This is a genomic window from Chitinophaga pollutisoli, from assembly GCF_038396755.1.
GTDB lineage: Bacteria > Bacteroidota > Bacteroidia > Chitinophagales > Chitinophagaceae > Chitinophaga > Chitinophaga pollutisoli.
This window is the reverse complement of record NZ_CP149822.1, coordinates 4,178,021-4,195,799: the sequence shown is the minus strand read 5'-3', so window position 1 is coordinate 4,195,799 and position 17,779 is coordinate 4,178,021. Positions and strand designations below refer to the sequence as shown.

Genomic DNA, 17,779 nt, shown 5'->3' with positions numbered 1-17,779 from the left:
TACATCGTAACAAATACGGAAACGCCATGTACATTTCGCTGCGCCAGCATTTCAAAAAATGGTTCTACCACGCCCCCGTCCTGTGGCCAATGATCGAAACCCTTCAGGGCCTCGTGTATGTGGCAGACTACTTTTACTACTACCGCATGCCGGGACACAAAAACCGCCTAAGCGTCCGCGAAATCAATATCGAATTCGCCAGCCAATGTAATCTTCGCTGCACTTTCTGTTCGCTCGACCACTTCAAACCGAAACAGGCCATCACCGCGGAAACACTGGAACTTTTTTTCTCGCAGATGCTGGCCGATAACCGGTTCCGTAAAGTGGAAGTCATCAATCTCCACAACGGCGGCGAAATCCTGCTCCATCCGCAGCGGCTGGAAATGTTAGCGATCATCGGGAAATACAAGCAGGAAGCCCGCGCCCTCCGCCTTCCCTTCCCTGAAATCCGCATGCTCACCAACGGCATGCTGCTCCGTGAAAAACTCGCGGAAGATATCCTGCAACTCGGCGTAGTAGATGTGATCGGCCTCAGCTTCGACGGCGGCACGCCCGAATCCTTCGAGGCCATGCGCAAAAACGCCATCTGGAAAGTCTTCCATCAAAACGTAAAAAACCTGCATGCCGTCAACGCCCGGCTGGGCAAGCCCGCGCGGCTGTATGGCATCACCTGCATCCCGGCAGACAAGCCCCTGCACAACAAATGGATGCACCCCGAATTCCGGGAACTATACGATCTGCTCGATTGGTCCGAATTACGCCGGCTGCACAATTGGGCTGGCGAAATCCCGTCCGTAGCCGTCCGTGAAAAACGCCACAAAATCGGTTGCAGTATGCTGATGAAACAAATGGTCCTCCTACCCAATGGCGACATCACCGTTTGCTGCAGCGATCTTAACAGCAAAGGCGTGGTGGGCAACGTCAGGCAACAGGATCTCGTTTCCATCCTGCATTCAGAGAACCGGAAACGCTACCTCAGCTTGCTGTTGCGCCGCCGAAAATCGCAGCTGGACCTCTGCCGCGAATGTGAAACCTTCTGACATACCGGGATAAAAAAGGCCGCAAGGAGTCATCCCTGCGGCCTTCGTTCGTTTGTTCAGTTAAAATGCTACGGTGCCACGGCTTTGTTATTTGCCCGCTCGATGTCCGCCAGCCGCTGGCTGGGATCGATCTCCAGGGAACGGAGCTGATCGAAGGGAACGTCGAGCACCAGGCGGTAACTGGGCTGCGTCCATTTCCAGCTGTCGTGTACGATGCGTTTTACCTTTTCATTTTCGTTGGGCTTGATGCCGAACATAATGGTTTGCGGGATGTAGTGCATTTCCTTGCGGCCGTCTTTCGTTTCCACCATTAAATCTACCGGCATCGGGAAGTCTCCTTTGTTCTGCAATACCACCACGGTTTTGCCGTTGGCGGGATAAATGCTGTCCAGCGCATAATCGATGTGGCGGACGCTGTTGATCATGTATTGCAGGTACCAGTCGAGCTGGAGGCCGCTTTCTTTCTCCATTACGCGGATGAAATCCTTTGCGTTGGGGTGTTTGAAGCGCCAGTCGCGGTAATAGCGGAGCAGCCCCGCGTCGCGGTTGGCCGCGCCGATCACATAGCCCAGTTGTTCGAGGAACACGGCGCCTTTGGAATAAGAGCTGATGCTGTACCCGAAGTTCGTGTTATAGTGGTCGGCGTGGGTGGTCAGCGGTTCTTCGAAACCTCTGCTCACCAGGGCGAAGTAGTTGTTGTAACTGCCTTGCAGATGCCATTCGTTTTTCAGGGAATCCACGGTATTGCCGATGGTATTGTCTTCCGCGAACGTGGTGAAACCTTCGTCCATCCAGGGGTACAGGCTTTCGTTGGTGGCGAGCATGCCCTGGTACCAGGAGTGCATCCATTCGTGGATGGCGACGCCATAGAGGCCATCCATTTTACCGTTGCCCATGATGAGCGTGGCCATGGGGTATTCCATGCCGCCGTCGCCGCCCTGGATGAAGGAATATTGTTCGTAGGGATATTCCCCGAAGTGTTTTTTGATGTACGCGTAGGCTTTGGGGATCATCTCCGCCAGTTTGGGCCAGGTTTCGCGGGTAGTTTCGTTTTCGATGTAGAAGAAATGGGCGGTAAAATTATCGACTTTCCGGCTGATGTGTTTGTAATCCGGATCGGCGGCCCACACGAAATCATGAACGTTCGGCGCCACGAAGTGCCAGGTGAGGGTATTCCCTGCCGGGCGCGTCACTTTGGAACCTTGCTTTTCGTAACCGTAGCCGATCTGGTTGGGGTTTTGAAGATAACCGGTGCCTGCCAGAACATATTTTTTATCGATGGTGATCTTCACATCGTAATCGCCCCAAACGCCATAGAATTCGCGGGCGATGTACGGGGTGGGATGCCATCCTTCATCATCGTATTCGCAGATTTTGGGATACCACTGCGCCATGGAATAATCCACGCCTTCTTTATTCACGCGGCCACTGCGGCGGATCTGCACCGGTACCTGCGATTCGAATTCCATGTCGAAGTTCACGGTGCTGTTCGGCAGGATGGGCTTGTCCAGCTCCACAACCAGGATGGTCTCTTCCGTTTTCCAGGATTGCTGGCGTCCGTTCATTTTGAGGGAAAGGATCTTCTGGTATCCGATTTCGTCAGGGGAGAGTTTGGATATGCGGTCGGTGACGCGGGCGTCCCAATCGCGGCGCTCATTGCCGGCGGCGTCTTTCCCAACTACTTTCTTGCCCAGCGCCTGGCTACGCTGGTCCATCATACTGCCCGGCTGGAATGCGTTCCAGTACAGGTGATAAAACACGCGAAAAAGGGTGTCGGGGGAATTGTTCGTGTACGCCAGCTGTTGTTTTCCGGTAAAGCGATGGGTGTTAACGTTTACGTCTACCTCCATCTTGTATTTTACGCGCTGCTGCCAACGGTCTGTTTGTGCATTGGCGGCGGCGGTGCCCAGCAAAAACAGGAAAACCGGGCCGAATAATCTTTTCATGTTGCCTGGATTGGTAAAGGGACGAAAATAGGGAAAATTCGGGGTTGGAAAGACAGAATTGGGATGTACGGAAGCCGTCACGCATCGAACTCCTTGAAGCGCCAGAAGATGAATATGCCCATAACATCCGCCTGCGTTCCGGCCTTTTCGCCGGAGAAGAAGAAATAAACCGGCTTTTCCGCCTTCCCTTCAGTGGTGATATTCACCTTGATGAAGGATTCGGGTCCTTTTCCGGAGGGGTCGCTCATCCAATCGGCGATATCATCCAGCACCCAGCATGTGGAAACATCCACCACTACTTTCGTCCGTTCGCCTCCGTAAAGCATGTCCGCCACTTTCACCGCGCCGCCGATCCTCGATCCGCGGTCGGTTTTCATGAGCAACAGGGCGCCATAGCTGCGCTGCACGAAGTGCGCGCCGCCGTTCGGAACGGCGTCCCAGCGAGAAGATCCTTCCAGTTCTTTCCGGATGTCGGCGTCCGACGGGAAGTTTTTGGCCATCGCCTCCTGCACCTCCTTGATTTTGTAGAAGTTCTCGATATCCTTGAGCAGTTTCGCCTTCGCTTTCTCGGATTTTTCCGCGGCTTCCACGGCCTGGGCGTTTTTGTACACTTCGTCTTTCTTCAGCCCTTTTTTGTCGTACACTTTCTGCGTGGTGCCGCCGCCCGCGATGCCGTCGGGATGGATGCCCATGGACTCCTGCAGGTCGTACACGGCGTTGGCGAAGTCTTCGGAAGACGAATCCGTAGCACCGGGCTGGAACAGTTCCGGCTTCCAGCCGATGGATTTTTCGTAACGGGGGTTGGTACGCTTGGCTTTGTCGTGGTCGATTTTGCGGCTTACCGCTTTAAGGGCTTTTTCGAAATCGATCTGCCCTGTTTTTTCCTCCTTGCCGGTTTCGAGGAGGCGCTTCAGTTCTTCGGGCTTTTTGCCGGATTTCTTCAATGCTTCGAGCATGCCTTTGAAGTCTACTTCGGTCATGGGCGTATCGCCTTTCTTGAAGACTTTATTCAGATCGGCGAGCATTTCGTCCTTGTATTCCGCTTCCCATTCTTTGCGGGCTTTGGCGATGGCGGGGTCGTTGGGGTTGATTTTATCGAGCCCTGCGCCGATGGCCCCCATGCCGCCGCCCGCGCCTTTGGTGATGCGCTGGCAACCGGCGGCTTCGGCGAGGTAGGGTTTGAGGGGCGTGCCTTCGAGGAGGTCGATCATGAAATTATGCAGCTTCTCGCCCACGATGGCATCCATCAGCGACTGGGCGGCCGGTTTGGCGATGTTGTTCTCGAAATAGTCGGTGCGCGCCAGGAGGCTGAGCCCGGCGGAAATGCCCAGTTGCGCCACCAATCCCCAGAGGCAACCGAGTGCCGGGGGCGTTCCGCAGGAAACGACCTGCACGCCCACCCGTACTGCAATTTCCACTTTGTCGAGTATGTCGCGCCACTGCTGGATGGTTTCCACGGCTTCGGTGAATTTCTTGATCTCCTCGTCGTGCTTTTCCACTTCCCTGTCCAGCATTTCCTTGAAGCCCATGATCTCGCAGCACTGCGGGCGCAATTCCTTCAGCATCTCTTCTCCCTTCTCTTCCAACCCTTTTTCGTATTTACCGACAACCACATTGAGGATGCCGTTCATGCACTTCACGAAACCCTGGAATGCCAGGCCGATCATCTCCTGGAAAATCTTCACCGCCAACCGGATAATGGATTTGGTGGCGACCTTCTTCCAGCCGTCGAAAACACCGGCGCTGGATTTCATGGCTTCGGCCTTTTGGCGGTGTTTGCGGAATTTATCGCGCACCCTTTCAAAGAACGCTTCAACTTTATCGAACGTTTTGGCGAATTTAAAGCGCAGCGCGCCGAAGATCCTGCCGCGAAGGCCACTCCAGAAACGGATGTCTTTTACCTGCTTCAGCTTCTTTTGCTCCGCCGCAGGCGAACTGATTTTCAGTTCTTTATCCACTTTCCCGCGTTTGAAGATGCCTTTAGCCTGTTCTTTCAGGAATTTTTTCGGCTTTTCGGTCCCGGCGTGGCCTGTCGCCCATTTCCTGCGTTTATCTTCCCATACTTTGTGCGCCGCGTCCCAATCCGTTTTGCTTTCATCCTTTTTCTGAATGCGTTTGGTCCCGAGCACGGGATTCATGTCGGGTTTCTTTTTGCGGAGATCTTTCAGCAGGGGATCGAGTTGCTTGAGTTGCGTTTCCACATGCTCCGGATACTTTGGCGGCGCGTAGGGATCGTTGATGAGGAAATAAACGGCGATGCCGTGCCCGAGGTTATAAATCCAGGCGCGTTGCTTGGTGTCTTTTTTCAACACGGCGTCTTTGCCGTGTTTGGCGTATTCCGTATCGAATTTCTTGTAATTGATGGCATCGGGGATGAGCGGTTCCAGGTCGAGCGGCGTGCCCTTGATGCTGGCGGGCGCCTTGCTTTTGGGTTTCTTCGGCGCACCGGGAGCCGGGGCGGCGTTCGTGTCTTTATGCACTTGTTGTACAAATCCCTGGAAGCCCTGGATGTAATTGCTTTGCTGGTTGTAGGCGCTCGAAATCATGTCTTTCGAACCAGGGAAATCGAAATAGAACAAGGGTTTGATTTCGCCGATCCAGAAGTTGGGCGGGAAATTGACGGACCAGTCCCAGGTATCGGTGGAAGTGTCATATTTCGGTCCGCGCTTGATGGCGTTGGCGCGTTGCTTCATTTGTCCGAACCGGTCTCCCGATTGCATGAAGCCTTTATAGGAGTATTTCACGTTGCCGGATCCGTCGTCGCCGCCTTTTTTGACTTCCGCCTGCACAGCGGACACGATATGTTTATCGGCTTTGTACAGATCGGCATACCCGGCCGAATTGATTTCGACATGTTTCCGCGTGGCGCCCGGCACGCCGGCTTCTGTGATGAGGTTTTTGTCTTTATTGCGCATCCCTTCCTGGATGTTTTTATGCGCCCAGTTGCCGATCTTCACTTCTTCCGCCCTTTGTATTGAAGGCTGGATGGGAGCGCTACCGGTTTGCTGCACTACATGGGTAAGCTCGTGGGCCAGCAGCCGTTTGCCGGGATCGGAGCGTCCGTCGAATTTGTTCTGGTTGAAGTAGATGTCGGATCCATGGGTGAAGGCCTGGGCGTTGATGCTGGCCGCCATTAGCGAAGCCTGCTGGCCCTGGTGGATGCGCACATGCCCGAAGTCCTGCGCGAAGCGCCCTTCCATTCCCGAGCGCACGTCGGCCGGAAGGGGCTGCCCGCCGCCTTTGGATGCATGCAGCGCCGATTCGAAGCGCGCGCCCGCAGGTGCTGCTCCGCCAGTCGCGGCTTTAGGGCTCACGGTGCCGCCTTCGCTTTCATCGGGCTGCAATTCCGAATCCAGGGCGTCGGCATCGGTTTCATCTTCTGATTCCTCTTTCGACGCGTCTTCTATCTTGCATTCCTCGCACGACCGCTGTACCACATCCCCCGAAACATTTCCGCCGAACGGCGAGCGCTGTACCAGTTCTTCCTTTTCGCGGTTTTCACATTTCCGCTGCACGGGCGTCTTTTCCTCTTCCGCTTCGCAATGCGCGCATTTCCGCTGCACGAATGTACCGCCGCCCGCATACGGCGAGCGCTGCACCAGGTCTTCCGCTTCGCAGGACGCGCAGGCTCTTTGCAGGGGCATGGACGGGGCGGGCATGAATTCCCTTTGCACGAAATCCCCTGCGCTGGCGGGAGGATCGGGCGGCACTGAGGCGTCCGGCGATCGCATTACGACGTCGGCCACCGCGTCGGCCTCCTTTTCGTGGGGGTCGTCGGGCGGGCTCACCTCAAGCTTGGCCTGCACGGGTGTGCCGCCAAAGAACGGGCGCTCTTCGTGGCTGCCGGATGCAGCGGCCAGCTGCAGCTGATGGCTGGATGGGTGAACGTTACCTTTATGCGGCGCGGGTGTTGGATGCATGCGGTTACGGGATGGTCACTCCCTGGGTTTTAACCGGTTGATCGAGCATCCAGTTGCCTTTGTTCATCTCGTTGAGGAATGTTTTGGTGCGGTACACCGTGGGCCGGAGGATTTTCTTCGCATGCGTGGCCAGCCAATGCTGCCGCGTTTGGGTATAAGCGGAAATCCACGCCTTCTCATCCCCTCCGCGCAAAGGCGTCCGCTCCGCGAAGCGCACCCGCAGGAACGCGGGAACGATCCCGGAATGGATAAAGCTATCGTAAATCACGAGCAGGCTCAACGGCAAGGCAAACTGCTCCGCCTGGAAGAAATGCAGCGCCGGCTCGAAATACAGGATCTCAAACGTTTCATCCTGCGCCTGCCGCATGAGCGGATCTTGCTGCGCGCTCACTTTCAGCAACCTTTTAAATTCGGCGTCGTTCACCAGGGACACGGTCCCGATTTTGGGCAGGTACGACCGGAAAGCATCCGCGAACTGTCCGTTCAGGTTAATGTAACGTGAAATGAGGTTGCGGAGGTTTCCCTGTTCGGTGGTCTGGCTGCGGCCGTATGTGATTTGCCGCGAGCCGTTCCGCCCGTCGGGAAAAATAGCGATCGCATCGTACTCGCCTTCGGCGGAACCCGTCTCGAACACGTTTACGATGGAAATGATCTTTTGTTTGATAGCTGGAGTAATCATGATGAAATTATTGATGGGTTATTTTCCTTCTTTTTCCAGTTCCCGCTTCACGCCGCGCAGGATATCCGTCTGCGAAACCAGGGGGCTGCCCCGGTCCAGGGCCGAAAGGCAGACGTACTGCACCACATTCAGTATATGCGACCCCGTTAGCTCATACTGTTCCGCCACGGCCTTCAGGTCTACGTCTTTCTGCAGCTTCGCGGCCGCGGGGAATGCCTTTTTCCATAATTGCAGCCGGTCTTCCGCACGGGGAGGCGGAAAGTAAACGATGGAATTGAACCGGCGGATGAACGCGTCATCCATATTATTCTTGAAATTCGACGCGAGGATCGTCAGGCCGGCGTGGCTTTCGATCCGCTGCAACAGGTACGAAACTTCCTGGTTGGCGTATTTGTCGTGCGCATCCCGGACGCCCGTCCGCTTGCCGAACAGTGCATCTGCTTCGTCGAAAAATAAAATCCAGTTTTTGTTGTTGGCTTTGTCGAAGAGGGAAGAAAGATTTTTTTCCGTTTCGCCGATGTATTTGGATACCACCGACGATAAATCCACCCGGTACACATCGCGCCCCGTGTATTTGCCGAGGAGCGTGGCGGTGAGGGTTTTGCCGGTTCCCGGCGGACCGTAAAACAGCGCCCTGTAGCCGGGTTTCAATTTCCGGCCCATGTCCCATTCCTGCATCAGCGCGCCCTGGTGCGTGATCCAGCTTTCCAGCTCGCGGATTTGCGCGCGCACGCCTTCGGGCAATACGAGATCGTCCCACTCCAGTTGCGTATCGATATACTCCGCCGGGAATTGCATGCTCAGCCGGGGCCTTGCGATGCGCCCGGTCAAGAACACTTCCGCGTATTCCGCGTCCGCCATGAGGCGGCCGCTGAGTGCGGGCTCCCCGGACCGGACGGTTTCCAGCGACAATATTTTATTCCTGAACAGGTAACTGCCTTCCCCGAAAAGCGGCAGCAGCCGCAGCCGCAGCCCTGCATCGTTGCCGGCGAGGAGGAACATGACCGTTTCCCCGGTCGGCAAAGTACCGCGGTGGTTGGTCCCTTTCACGCCGCCGAATTCCGGAAACTCGCCGCCCTGCGGGAGGTAAGCCTGCACGATATTATCAAAGAAACCGGCTACTACATTGGGCGCCAGGGCGCAGAGGAGCAGCAACAATTCTTCGGTGGTCAGTTCCGCGTGGCGGACGTACCGGGCAAACGAACTGTCGTCGTGTTCCGGAGGAACGGGCGTTTCGGGCCGGGTATACGGGGTTTGCCGGAAATGGGCGTCGAGGCGCGCGATGGTGAAGGCTTTCAGGTATGCGAGGGAATGTACGAGGAAGAGGTCCTGCACGCCGTTGCCGGAAGCTCGCGGGGGTTTTATGTTGGATGTTTTAAGCATATGCAGTTTCTCCGTCTTCTAAGATGGATGGATAATCGCTGGGCTCACGGCGTGGAACAGGGAAATCTCCCAGCTCAACTTTACATACTTCCAGCGCGGGGTCGTCATAAATTACCGTTACGTTGGAAGATGGCAGCCGCAACATGATGGCCACCTGCTCGCGGAACAGGTTGAAATGCCGCAGGCGGGCCGCTTCCGCAGGATTGTTCATGATGCCGCCCCCTACATCCCGGAAGCCTCTTCGGCCGGCGGTGGCGTAGTTGGTGCCGTTGGTGGTAAAATATTCTTCGGCGTTGCCGATCATATGCCCGAATTCGTGGGTCACATCCTGCGTGTCCGCCGTGCCCCAGTCTGTCATGCTCGACGTACCGCCCGAACCTGATCGCCCGCCGGTAGATCCGCCCGCTCCCTGCGGGTTGATCGAATAATGTGCGTCGGCTGCTCTTCTTTGCCATTGGATATCCACATGGATGGGCATTTTACACGCCGCCAGCCTTCCGCCGCGCGGCTGTATCCGCAGGTACATCCTGCTGCCCCACCGGCTTTCGATCGCCCTGGCCCAGGCCGCCTGCACGGCGGGCGTGGCCGTGGTGTGCAGCCGCATGATGAGGTTCGCCCTTCCGCGCAGTGCGTCCAGCACGATATTGAACCGCGACGTCCAGTTGAAAGTACCGTTCCAGGCTGTGTAGGGCGCCGGTGCGCCGGAGATAGTCTCCGACCGCGCTTCCGATACTTCCCGCGACTGCCGCAGCTGGAATGGCCACTGGTACCGCTGGATCGCTTTCCGCGCCAGCGGGCCTTTCTGCTGCACTACGTGCGTCAATTCGTGGGCCAGCAGTTGTTTGCCGGAATGGCTATGGGGCGCAAACTGCCCGTTGTTGAAGAAAATATCGTTGCCGGTCGTGAAAGCCCTCGCGCTCAGGTGGCTGCTGAGCTGCCCAGCGTCGCTGCCGGTATGCACGCGCACATTCCCGAAATCCTGCCCAAAGCGCGATTCCATAAAACCGCGCGTATCTGCCGGGAGGGATTGCCCGCCCCCGCGCATCCCGTTGATGGCGCTTTCCGTTCCCGCGCCTACCACCGGCGCCGGCGCTTCGCCGGAACGATGCGCTTCTTCTTCCGCCTCACAGGCCGCGCATTTCCGTTGCACCGGCGGCGCCACCACGGGCGTGATCCTGTCTGCCATCGGCAAGCGCTGCACTTTTTCGTCATCCTGCTCGCAGGCGGCGCATTTCCGTTGCACCATCATCCCGCCGCTGCCGCCAAACGCGCCTTGCGGTGCGGGCATGCGCATCACCTGGTCGGCCATGGCGTCAGCTTCTTTCTCATGCGCGTCTCCCGGCTCGTTGACGGCGAGCTTGGCCTGGAAGAATGGCATCCCGCGCGGTGCGGCGGTATGAGCAGCCGCCGGGGTTCCAGTTTTTTCCTTTTTCATCCGGATGCATTTTAAAAGTTATCAGAAGCCGCACGTACAAAACGACGCGCGGCTTCATGAGTCCTCCTGTGACAAAAGGGAGCTGGCGGAGGCGCCGGCTTTCCCTCCTATTTCTTTCTGCGCAGCAACAGGAACAGAATGATGATCACCAGCAACAGCAGCAGCCATATCAGCCAGGAAGGCAAACCGAGCATCGATCCCGGTTTCTTGCCTGCGTCTTCCAGCTTGCCGCTGTAGATTTCAATACCAGATATTTCCAGCTTTGTCGCTTCGTCGATTTTACCTCCGAAAGTGATCGTGTAGGATCCGTCCTGGTTGTCGACCACGCTTTGAATCGTGATATTGGGATTGGATACGGAGAAGGCGCTGCCTTGCGCGGGGCCCACATAGCTCCCGTACGTCGTAATCGGCCTGAACGTCATTACCAGCGTACCATTCACGATGGAGGTCACCACGTTCGACGCGGCCATGTCCACCTCACCGAAAGCCACATATACGGCTTCCGTGAACGTGCGTTCCAGCTTGCCCATCACAGCGGTATCGGCGGTAATGTAATAAACGAGTTGGTACACGCCGGCAACGTTCAGGCTATCTACCGTGCCTTCATACTTGCCGTTGGCCGTATGGTTCAGCGTTATAATATTGCTGATGCCTTTGAATTGATTGCGGAAAGTCGAATCTTTCAACAGTTCTTCCCATTTTTCCACGCCGGGGTTGGTGGAATCCGCCGCGTCTTGCTTCACTTTCAGTTCGTTGAGTGCCAGCACATGGCCGGCATCTGCTCCGGGTTGCACTACCGCTACTTTCACCACGGCGCCGGTCAGCGGGAGCTGCATACGCTTGAGATCCACCGACAACTTCAGTTGCTGCTTCACGCGGGGCTGTTTGGGGGAGAAGCTGCTGGCGATATCCACATAGTGATCGTCCGCCAATACGTTGAGCCCCAGGCGGAGGGATTTCGGCACATTGGCGGCAGCATGCGTGGCCGCGACGCCGATCACCGGCTCGAAATAAGCCACTTCCCAATCACCGTGCGATTTCATCGTGTCATTCACACCAAAATCGAAGACAATGAGGAAGTTGCGCGTGGAGTTGCCCACATAGCTCAGGCGCCCTCTGCCTGCAACATTCACCCCGTTCTTCCGCACTTCAATCAATTGGCGTAAATAAGGCAGCTGGGTGGAAGAGAAGTTCATATTGCCGGTGAATTCCAGCACGAGCTTCGAAACGTCCTTGTTTAACGGGAATTTCGCCAGCTCGGTCCGACCGGCGCTGGATACCATTTTAACGGAGGTGGTCACCAGTTGCGGACTGAACTCCGACAGCATGTTGATAAACTGCTGGGTGAAACCGCTGCCCACGCTGAGCGCGCCATCATCGTCGCCGCCGGGTTGCGGCGTATAGTCAAACCCATTCAGCGTTGTATTGTATTTACCGCGATTGTTATTGGCGAGGTTCATGAGGGTAGTATGGTAATCTGAAGACGGACTGCCGATACCGATCGTGGCGATCTTGATGCCGCCAGGTCCCGCCGGGAAAGCGGGTTGTCCCTGCACACCGGAACCATTCAGCAGCACATCGGGTGGAATATTCTGTAACCCATCGGTAAATAAAAGGATGCCACGCGCGCTGCCGGGCGTCGACAATTTAGCGACCGCGTCGATCATCCCTTTACCCATGGCCGTCATATTTCCGGTGCCCACGGATCCCAGCTCGGAAGCTACGATCCCCGGCAACGCGGCGTCTACCGGTTTCAGCACGGCGCAGCAGGCCGAAGCCGGCGAAGCATCCGTATGGAAGTAAGTGATGCCGAGGCGGCTGCCCGGGATGGCGTGCTCCTTATACATGTTGGTGAAGTTGGCGACAGCGTCTTGCAGGGCTTTCCAGCGCGTGGGCGACGTCGGTTCCACGCCCGTTTTTTCGGTCATACTGCCGGAGCGGTCGAGTACCAGCACGAGGTCGAGCGGGTTGGCGGCTTCGAAAATGATCCTGATTTGCGCGGAATTGACGTTGACGTCCGGATCGGCCACGCCATCGTCCTGCACGCGGATATTCACTTCAAAAGCCCCCGGCACGGCGGGCGTCCCTTCTATCGACATGAGGCCGGCAGCGGGAGTGGATTGCCCTTCTTCCGCGGGGAACTTTGCCTTCCATCCGTCTTTCTTAAAACCAAATTCGCCCGGATCGGGAGGATCTAAAGTCGGTCCGCTCTGGATGGTCCATTTTACCGTGCCCACGGCACCGCCCACGCCGATAGTGATGGAATTGGGCGGAATGGCCACGCCTACACGCTGGACAGGTATCGTCACGGTTTGCGAGGTCCCGATATTTACGGTAAACTGGCTGAATGCCAGGTTGGGGAGAATCAGCATCAGCAGGAAACCGAGGAGGTTCCCCGCCAACTTCCAAACAATGTTAGTGGGAGTCTTCATGATATGTGTGTTTTTAAAAATTTCTATATCCAGTTCACGGCGATCAGTTGCTCCATCCACGACATGCGTACCAGCGAGCAGCTCCAGGGCAGCCGGCCGATGAGCACGTCCTGCGCGCGTTTTTCCATTTCGAGCTGCATACCGTTATCAGCGATGCGCAACATGGCTGGGCGCTGCAGGAACCCTTCGCGGAGGCCGTCGCGGCTGGTGCCTTTCAGTGCGGACCAGTGGCCGAGCACCGCGTCCAACAGTTCGTTGCAGGATGCGAGCAGCTCTTCTGCAGGCGGCGCGATAGCTTCCAGGGGCTCTTCCGGCAAGAGGCCCGCCAATATTTTCTGAAATATCAGCCGGTATTCGGGCAGGTTTTCGTCACCATCGGACAGGTATCCCAGCAATCGCACGGCGGTTTGTTGACCGAGGGGCGCCCATTCGCCGTTCTTCCGCAATCCGGCCGAGATGAACAACTCCGACAGGAATGGATGCAGCAGCACCAGTCCCGCCGATTCCACGTACAAGCCATCTTCTTCCGCTGTCAACTGTTTATTATCGCCGGAATGCACGCGATCTTTCCTTTTACCCGAAATATTGACAGCAGCCGGAACGGTATTTTCTTTTTGGGAAGAAGTCGTTTCTTCATGATGCGGCAATGTTTCCAGTTTCGATGCGAGATAGCCAGCCAAGATTGCATCGCCGGATTTTTGCGCTTCGCCATGCACTAAAGCCAGCAGGTGAACGGGCGTGGCCTTTGGCGGGAAGATGACTTCCCAGTACGCCGGTTCTCCTGCGAAAAGGCTGTGCAGGCGCAGCATCCAGTATCGTTGCCGGAATGCGGGGAAGAAGGCAGGGAACTGCTGTGCGGGGGATTGCAACATCTCCCATTCGCGCCTCAGTGCTACCTCATTCCATCCTTTTGCTACCGCCATCCGGATTAATAATTCGTCGTCCAGCGACATAACGCATCGGATGCCGGCGGCACGGCCCATCCATTCCATGATTTCATCTTTGCCTGCCTGCACCAACCTCTCCTCCACTATTTTCAGGATTCGCTGCAGATCCGCAGTCGTCAGGCCCGCTTGAAAATCTTTCCCGAAACAATCTTCTCCATGATGTTCGAACCACCAGGGCAGGCGCCCTTCCGCCAGGAAAAACAGGTACGCGGCCAGGGAGGCCTCCGCTGTATCCATCAGCGCCGCAGGGATTTCCCGGCGTTTCTTTTTTGCGCCTGATCCGGTCGCCGGATCTTCCTGGCGGGATGTTGTATTTCTTACAGCATACCCATTAGCCGGGTCAGGTTGGTTATCGGAGGATGGAATAATGCTTCCCCGCGCAGCAGCTTCCTGCCGCTTTGCCCGCAACTCCGGCACAAGGCGCTCGCGCAGTCGTCCACCGGCTTCTTTCGAAAAACTTTCCCTGCCTGCGAACACGCCCAGGTCGATTTCCAACCGGTCGATGACGAGGTGCTCGTCCTGCCTGCCGGCTTCGAGAAAACACGCTTCCAGCACGGGTAACAGCAGGTCGTGATGGAAATCCGCGGTTGTACGGTCCCATTCCCAGGCCGGATGCCCGGTTTGGGCCGTCAGCTCGAACAACTGCCGGTGGATCATATGACGGAGCTTACTCATTTTCCGCTGCGGCAATGATATCGTTTAAAGTAAGTACAAGCGCATTCCTTGCGCCCTGCAACTGCGCGGCGTCGGTTTCGTCGGTCAGCCAGTCGCTCTGCCAGCTGTGCCATAATCCTTCGAAGCGCGTGAGCCCGGGGGAACCCGCGGGCGCTGCCGGCAATTCCCGGTCCACCCAGAAAATCCTCGGCAGGATGTGCGCCGGGCAGGCCGTGCGCACCTGCTTCTCGGCGAAACGGCGGAACTCGGGATCCCTGTATTTGGCGGGCATTACTTCCTGCAACGGTCCGCCACTGAAATCGCTCGCGTACCCGGAAGGGAACACCACGCTGATCTGGAACGAGTAAGGATCGTCCATTCCCGGGACCACCAACGCAGGGTCCGCATCCGCATAAGGCGTGAGCAATAAATGTTCTGTGATATACATTCCCTCCCCACTGAAAAACCGGTTCAGCATCAGCCAGATGCGCCGGATTTCCACCTTCGCGGCTTCCCGCGTGGGAAAAGTACCCGGCGAGGAAGCGATCCCTGTACCGGCCGACTGCATCAGTTGCACCCTGAACGCATTCCCTTCGGGCACGATCCGGAAATTTTCCATCTTCATACCCTTCTTCAACAGCAACGCTATACCCGCGTCCACGGCCGCCAGCGCTTCGGGATCGGTAGCGCCGGTGTAACCAGCGTCGCTCACCAGCAACACATCCCCAGTAAAAGAACCGCCTTCATACAACCTGAATTTCTTCTGGATCGGCGGCGGCTCGTCGAATATTTCAAAGTAATCCGTGAGCATCGACTGCAGTGCGCGCTTTTCCTGCACCGGGATTTCCAGCAGATGGTTCAGCCTTCTTTCCAGCGGCGTAATGGCGAAACGTTGCCAGTGGCTGCGGATGAAAGCTGTTATCTGCGTAAGCCCCAGGTTCACCGCCGCCGCGTCGGCGTACGTTGCCACAGAGCGCCCGTACGGCGGTGCATCCGGATGCTCGCGGAGCTCCAGGTAGAATTCCACGCCGTCGAAACCGGTAATAAACCCTTCCGGATAACGCCCGAGGCTCATGGCGGCGGCCGCCTGTAACATGGATTTCATGGCCGTTTCACGGGCCTGGGCATGATCCGGCAGCTCTTCGCTCAAATACCCTCTCAACATCGGCTGCCCGCCGGGGTTCAGGATCGTCCAGTTGTACTCGCCGTTCGCCAGCGTAATTTCCACCAGCCAGCTTTCCATCCATGCCGGGTTGCCGAAGGATTGCGCACGATGACGGCTCAACGCCGGCAACGCGTAATAAAACGCTGACTTCTCCCGGATAAGCTGCAACGAAGCCTTTTCCATCTGCGCCTGCTGATACGTCAGTAAATCGGGCAGCAACACAGGCGTGGACGCATCAGGCTGCAACGCTTCGTGGAAAGCATATCCCGCCGTGTCGTTCATATTTTCGCCGAACGTGGACAGCAAATGGTTCAACACTCTGTTCCTGCGCTGCTGGAACTGCAAAGGCGTTTCGGCCGAAGTGCCGAGTGCATTCTCATACCCCTCACCCAACAGCAACTTCGCCTGCGGCAACTGCGGCAGGGCCTGGTTGAAAATGGTGCGGTCTATATCGGGATTGGCGGAGAAAAACGAATTGAGATTGCCGAGCTGGCTGGTCAAACCGGCCGTCAGCTGTTCAAAGAATAACATATACCCCTGCAATTGCAACGCCTGCGCCCTTCTGGCGATTGTCGCCGATTCCGGTAATCCCGCGGAGCCCACGCCGTACACAAGCGGCAGGTCTTCCTGGATGGGATAGTAATCCGAAACGGGAATGCTTTCCGCCGCGGGCAGCGCGAGATCGTCGCCGGTGCCGAGGCTCCCGTTCAGCCATTCGTCTTTTAATTGCGCAACGCGCAGCAACACCTGCGCCCAGTCGTACGGAACAGGAATACCGTTCCGGAATAAGGTGATCCGTGATTTCGAATAGCTCAGATGCGGGATGTGTTGCTGACTGTTGGAAAGGCAAAGGGTATCGCGGGCGCTGTCGGTAACGATGCGGTTGTCGATGTACAGCGATAGCCCGAGGGTTCTCACTGATACGATGCGGCGGCTGTTCACATCTTCGCGGAAGTTCACATCTTCGTTGCCCGCGTTGCGGTGGCGGAGGATAATGCGCAGGATGTCGGAAGTAAAAATCCGTTCAGGAAGATTGGTGGCCACGAGGGTTTCATCTGGCAGGAATCCCCCGTGCAGCGGCGGCCCTTCAAACAATTTGTCCACCGCTACGTCATCCCCCATTTCCGACATTCCCCGGATTACTGCCACCGGTGTGATATGCTGGTCGATATTAAATAGAATGGACGCGAGCAGTTCTTCCGGCGCCACGCCGGCATTGATTTCTATGCCTGCCGAAATGGCGACTTCCTGCAACCGCACGGGTTGAAAAATGGCGAACCGTTCACAAAGATTGCGATAACCGCGCATATACATTTCCACACTGCGCACCGCCGCTGCGGCTGAGATCACCCATCGGTTATATTCCTTGAGCAGCGAAGTATCCAACGGGGAGTTATCGCCGAGGGTAGCGATATGCGCCTGGAGCGCCTGCAGTACTTTGGGGGTTTGCTGCAGGGGGTCCTGCAGGGACGTATTTATCTGCGCCACCACTACCAGCTCCGTAATGGAGGCCGCAGGCGGCTGATATTGCACGGAGATGCGCGCGAGGTAAGAAGTGGAATTTTCGATCAGCGCCCAGTTGTTGCCGCCTCCCAGGTCCTGGAAGGTGACGGTTTGCAGTTGCACGTCGGTACTGAAAGCCCGTGCCGCGGACTCGTCCCAGAACGGGAGCGCGATGTCTGCGGAAATGTTTACCAGCAACGGTGGATCCGGCGGCGTACTGACGTCTACGTTCAGCTGTACGTTGAAGGTATTGTTATTGAGCTGTTTGTCTTCGAATTCAAGCAGCACTTTCAACTGCCCGCCATACGTCGCATCCATGGGGAAAACCCACGCATTCCGCACGAGGGGATGGTCGATGAGGGATTTCCGGAAATCGCTGGCCGTAAGCGGCGCCATCGGCAGCACCACGCCTGGTGTCGGACTTTCCTGCGGCATGCCGCCGGCATCGCTGGCCAGGAGGTCGCGCATGGGAATTCCTGCCTTGAGGCCCACTTCCGTGAGCGCGTAGCAACAGGCTTCCAGCAGCGTGATGCCTGGATCGCTGAGGTTGTGGTTCGTCCAGCTGGCGCCTGCGGCGGCCTGCAGCACGGTAAGCCCTTCCGCCCGCAGGAGGTTGAAGTCCTGCCCTTTCATGGGCGGCGGACCGGCGGGTATTTGGATGATCGGTTCCATGGG

9 protein-coding genes are annotated in these 17,779 nt (G+C 56.9%); 1 reads left to right on the top strand and 8 read right to left on the bottom strand.

All coding sequences use genetic code 11. From position 1 onward, the window contains the following. Nucleotides 1-26 precede the first annotated feature (26 nt). Nucleotides 27-1,040, top strand: a complete 1,014-nt coding sequence (locus WJU16_RS17585) for a radical SAM/SPASM domain-containing protein (protein ID WP_341834761.1) — start codon at nucleotides 27-29, stop codon at nucleotides 1,038-1,040. Nucleotides 1,041-1,108: 68 nt separating this feature from the next. On the opposite strand, the gene WJU16_RS17580 is transcribed toward WJU16_RS17585, so the two are convergent. From WJU16_RS17580 to WJU16_RS17545, 8 genes are all read right to left on the bottom strand, one after another. Then, a complete protein-coding gene (locus tag WJU16_RS17580) occupies nucleotides 1,109-2,986 on the bottom strand; it encodes a M1 family metallopeptidase (RefSeq protein WP_341834760.1) in 1,878 nt (625 codons plus the stop codon). Nucleotides 2,987-3,063: 77 nt separating this feature from the next. After that, nucleotides 3,064-6,906: a DUF4157 domain-containing protein gene (locus WJU16_RS17575; RefSeq protein WP_341834759.1), complete on the bottom strand. Its 3,843-nt coding sequence runs from the start codon at nucleotides 6,904-6,906 to the stop codon at nucleotides 3,064-3,066. 4 nt (nucleotides 6,907-6,910) lie between these two features. Then, nucleotides 6,911-7,585 (bottom strand): chitosanase, encoded by a 675-nt coding sequence (locus WJU16_RS17570; protein WP_341834758.1) that lies wholly within the window; start codon nucleotides 7,583-7,585, stop codon nucleotides 6,911-6,913. 18 nt (nucleotides 7,586-7,603) lie between these two features. Then, nucleotides 7,604-8,968, bottom strand: a complete 1,365-nt coding sequence (locus WJU16_RS17565; RefSeq protein ID WP_341834757.1) for an ATP-binding protein — start codon at nucleotides 8,966-8,968, stop codon at nucleotides 7,604-7,606. Beyond that, complete coding sequence (locus WJU16_RS17560; RefSeq protein WP_341834756.1) at nucleotides 8,961-10,403, bottom strand: DUF4157 domain-containing protein; 1,443 nt, start codon at nucleotides 10,401-10,403, stop codon at nucleotides 8,961-8,963. Before WJU16_RS17560 ends, WJU16_RS17565 begins: the two co-directional genes overlap by 8 nt. 107 nt (nucleotides 10,404-10,510) lie before the next feature. After that, on the bottom strand, nucleotides 10,511-12,835 hold the full coding sequence (locus tag WJU16_RS17555) for a VWA domain-containing protein (RefSeq protein WP_341834755.1): 2,325 nt from the start codon (nucleotides 12,833-12,835) through the stop codon (nucleotides 10,511-10,513). Between the two features lie 23 nt (nucleotides 12,836-12,858). Next, a complete protein-coding gene (locus tag WJU16_RS17550) occupies nucleotides 12,859-14,457 on the bottom strand; it encodes a contractile injection system tape measure protein (protein WP_341834754.1) in 1,599 nt (532 codons plus the stop codon). After that, on the bottom strand, nucleotides 14,450-17,776 hold the full coding sequence (locus WJU16_RS17545; protein ID WP_341834753.1) for a hypothetical protein: 3,327 nt from the start codon (nucleotides 17,774-17,776) through the stop codon (nucleotides 14,450-14,452). Before WJU16_RS17545 ends, WJU16_RS17550 begins: the two co-directional genes overlap by 8 nt. Nucleotides 17,777-17,779 lie beyond the last annotated feature (3 nt).

Coding starts and splice junctions, on each gene's coding strand:
- WJU16_RS17585 (WP_341834761.1), top strand. CDS start 27: ATGTACATTTCGCTGCGCCAGCATTTCAAAAAATGGTTCTACCACGCC.
- WJU16_RS17575 (WP_341834759.1), bottom strand. CDS start 6,906: ATGCATCCAACACCCGCGCCGCATAAAGGTAACGTTCACCCATCCAGC.
- WJU16_RS17565 (WP_341834757.1), bottom strand. CDS start 8,968: ATGCTTAAAACATCCAACATAAAACCCCCGCGAGCTTCCGGCAACGGC.
- WJU16_RS17570 (WP_341834758.1), bottom strand. CDS start 7,585: ATGATTACTCCAGCTATCAAACAAAAGATCATTTCCATCGTAAACGTG.
- WJU16_RS17555 (WP_341834755.1), bottom strand. CDS start 12,835: ATGAAGACTCCCACTAACATTGTTTGGAAGTTGGCGGGGAACCTCCTC.
- WJU16_RS17550 (WP_341834754.1), bottom strand. CDS start 14,457: ATGAGTAAGCTCCGTCATATGATCCACCGGCAGTTGTTCGAGCTGACG.
- WJU16_RS17545 (WP_341834753.1), bottom strand. CDS start 17,776: ATGGAACCGATCATCCAAATACCCGCCGGTCCGCCGCCCATGAAAGGG.
- WJU16_RS17560 (WP_341834756.1), bottom strand. CDS start 10,403: ATGAAAAAGGAAAAAACTGGAACCCCGGCGGCTGCTCATACCGCCGCA.
- WJU16_RS17580 (WP_341834760.1), bottom strand. CDS start 2,986: ATGAAAAGATTATTCGGCCCGGTTTTCCTGTTTTTGCTGGGCACCGCC.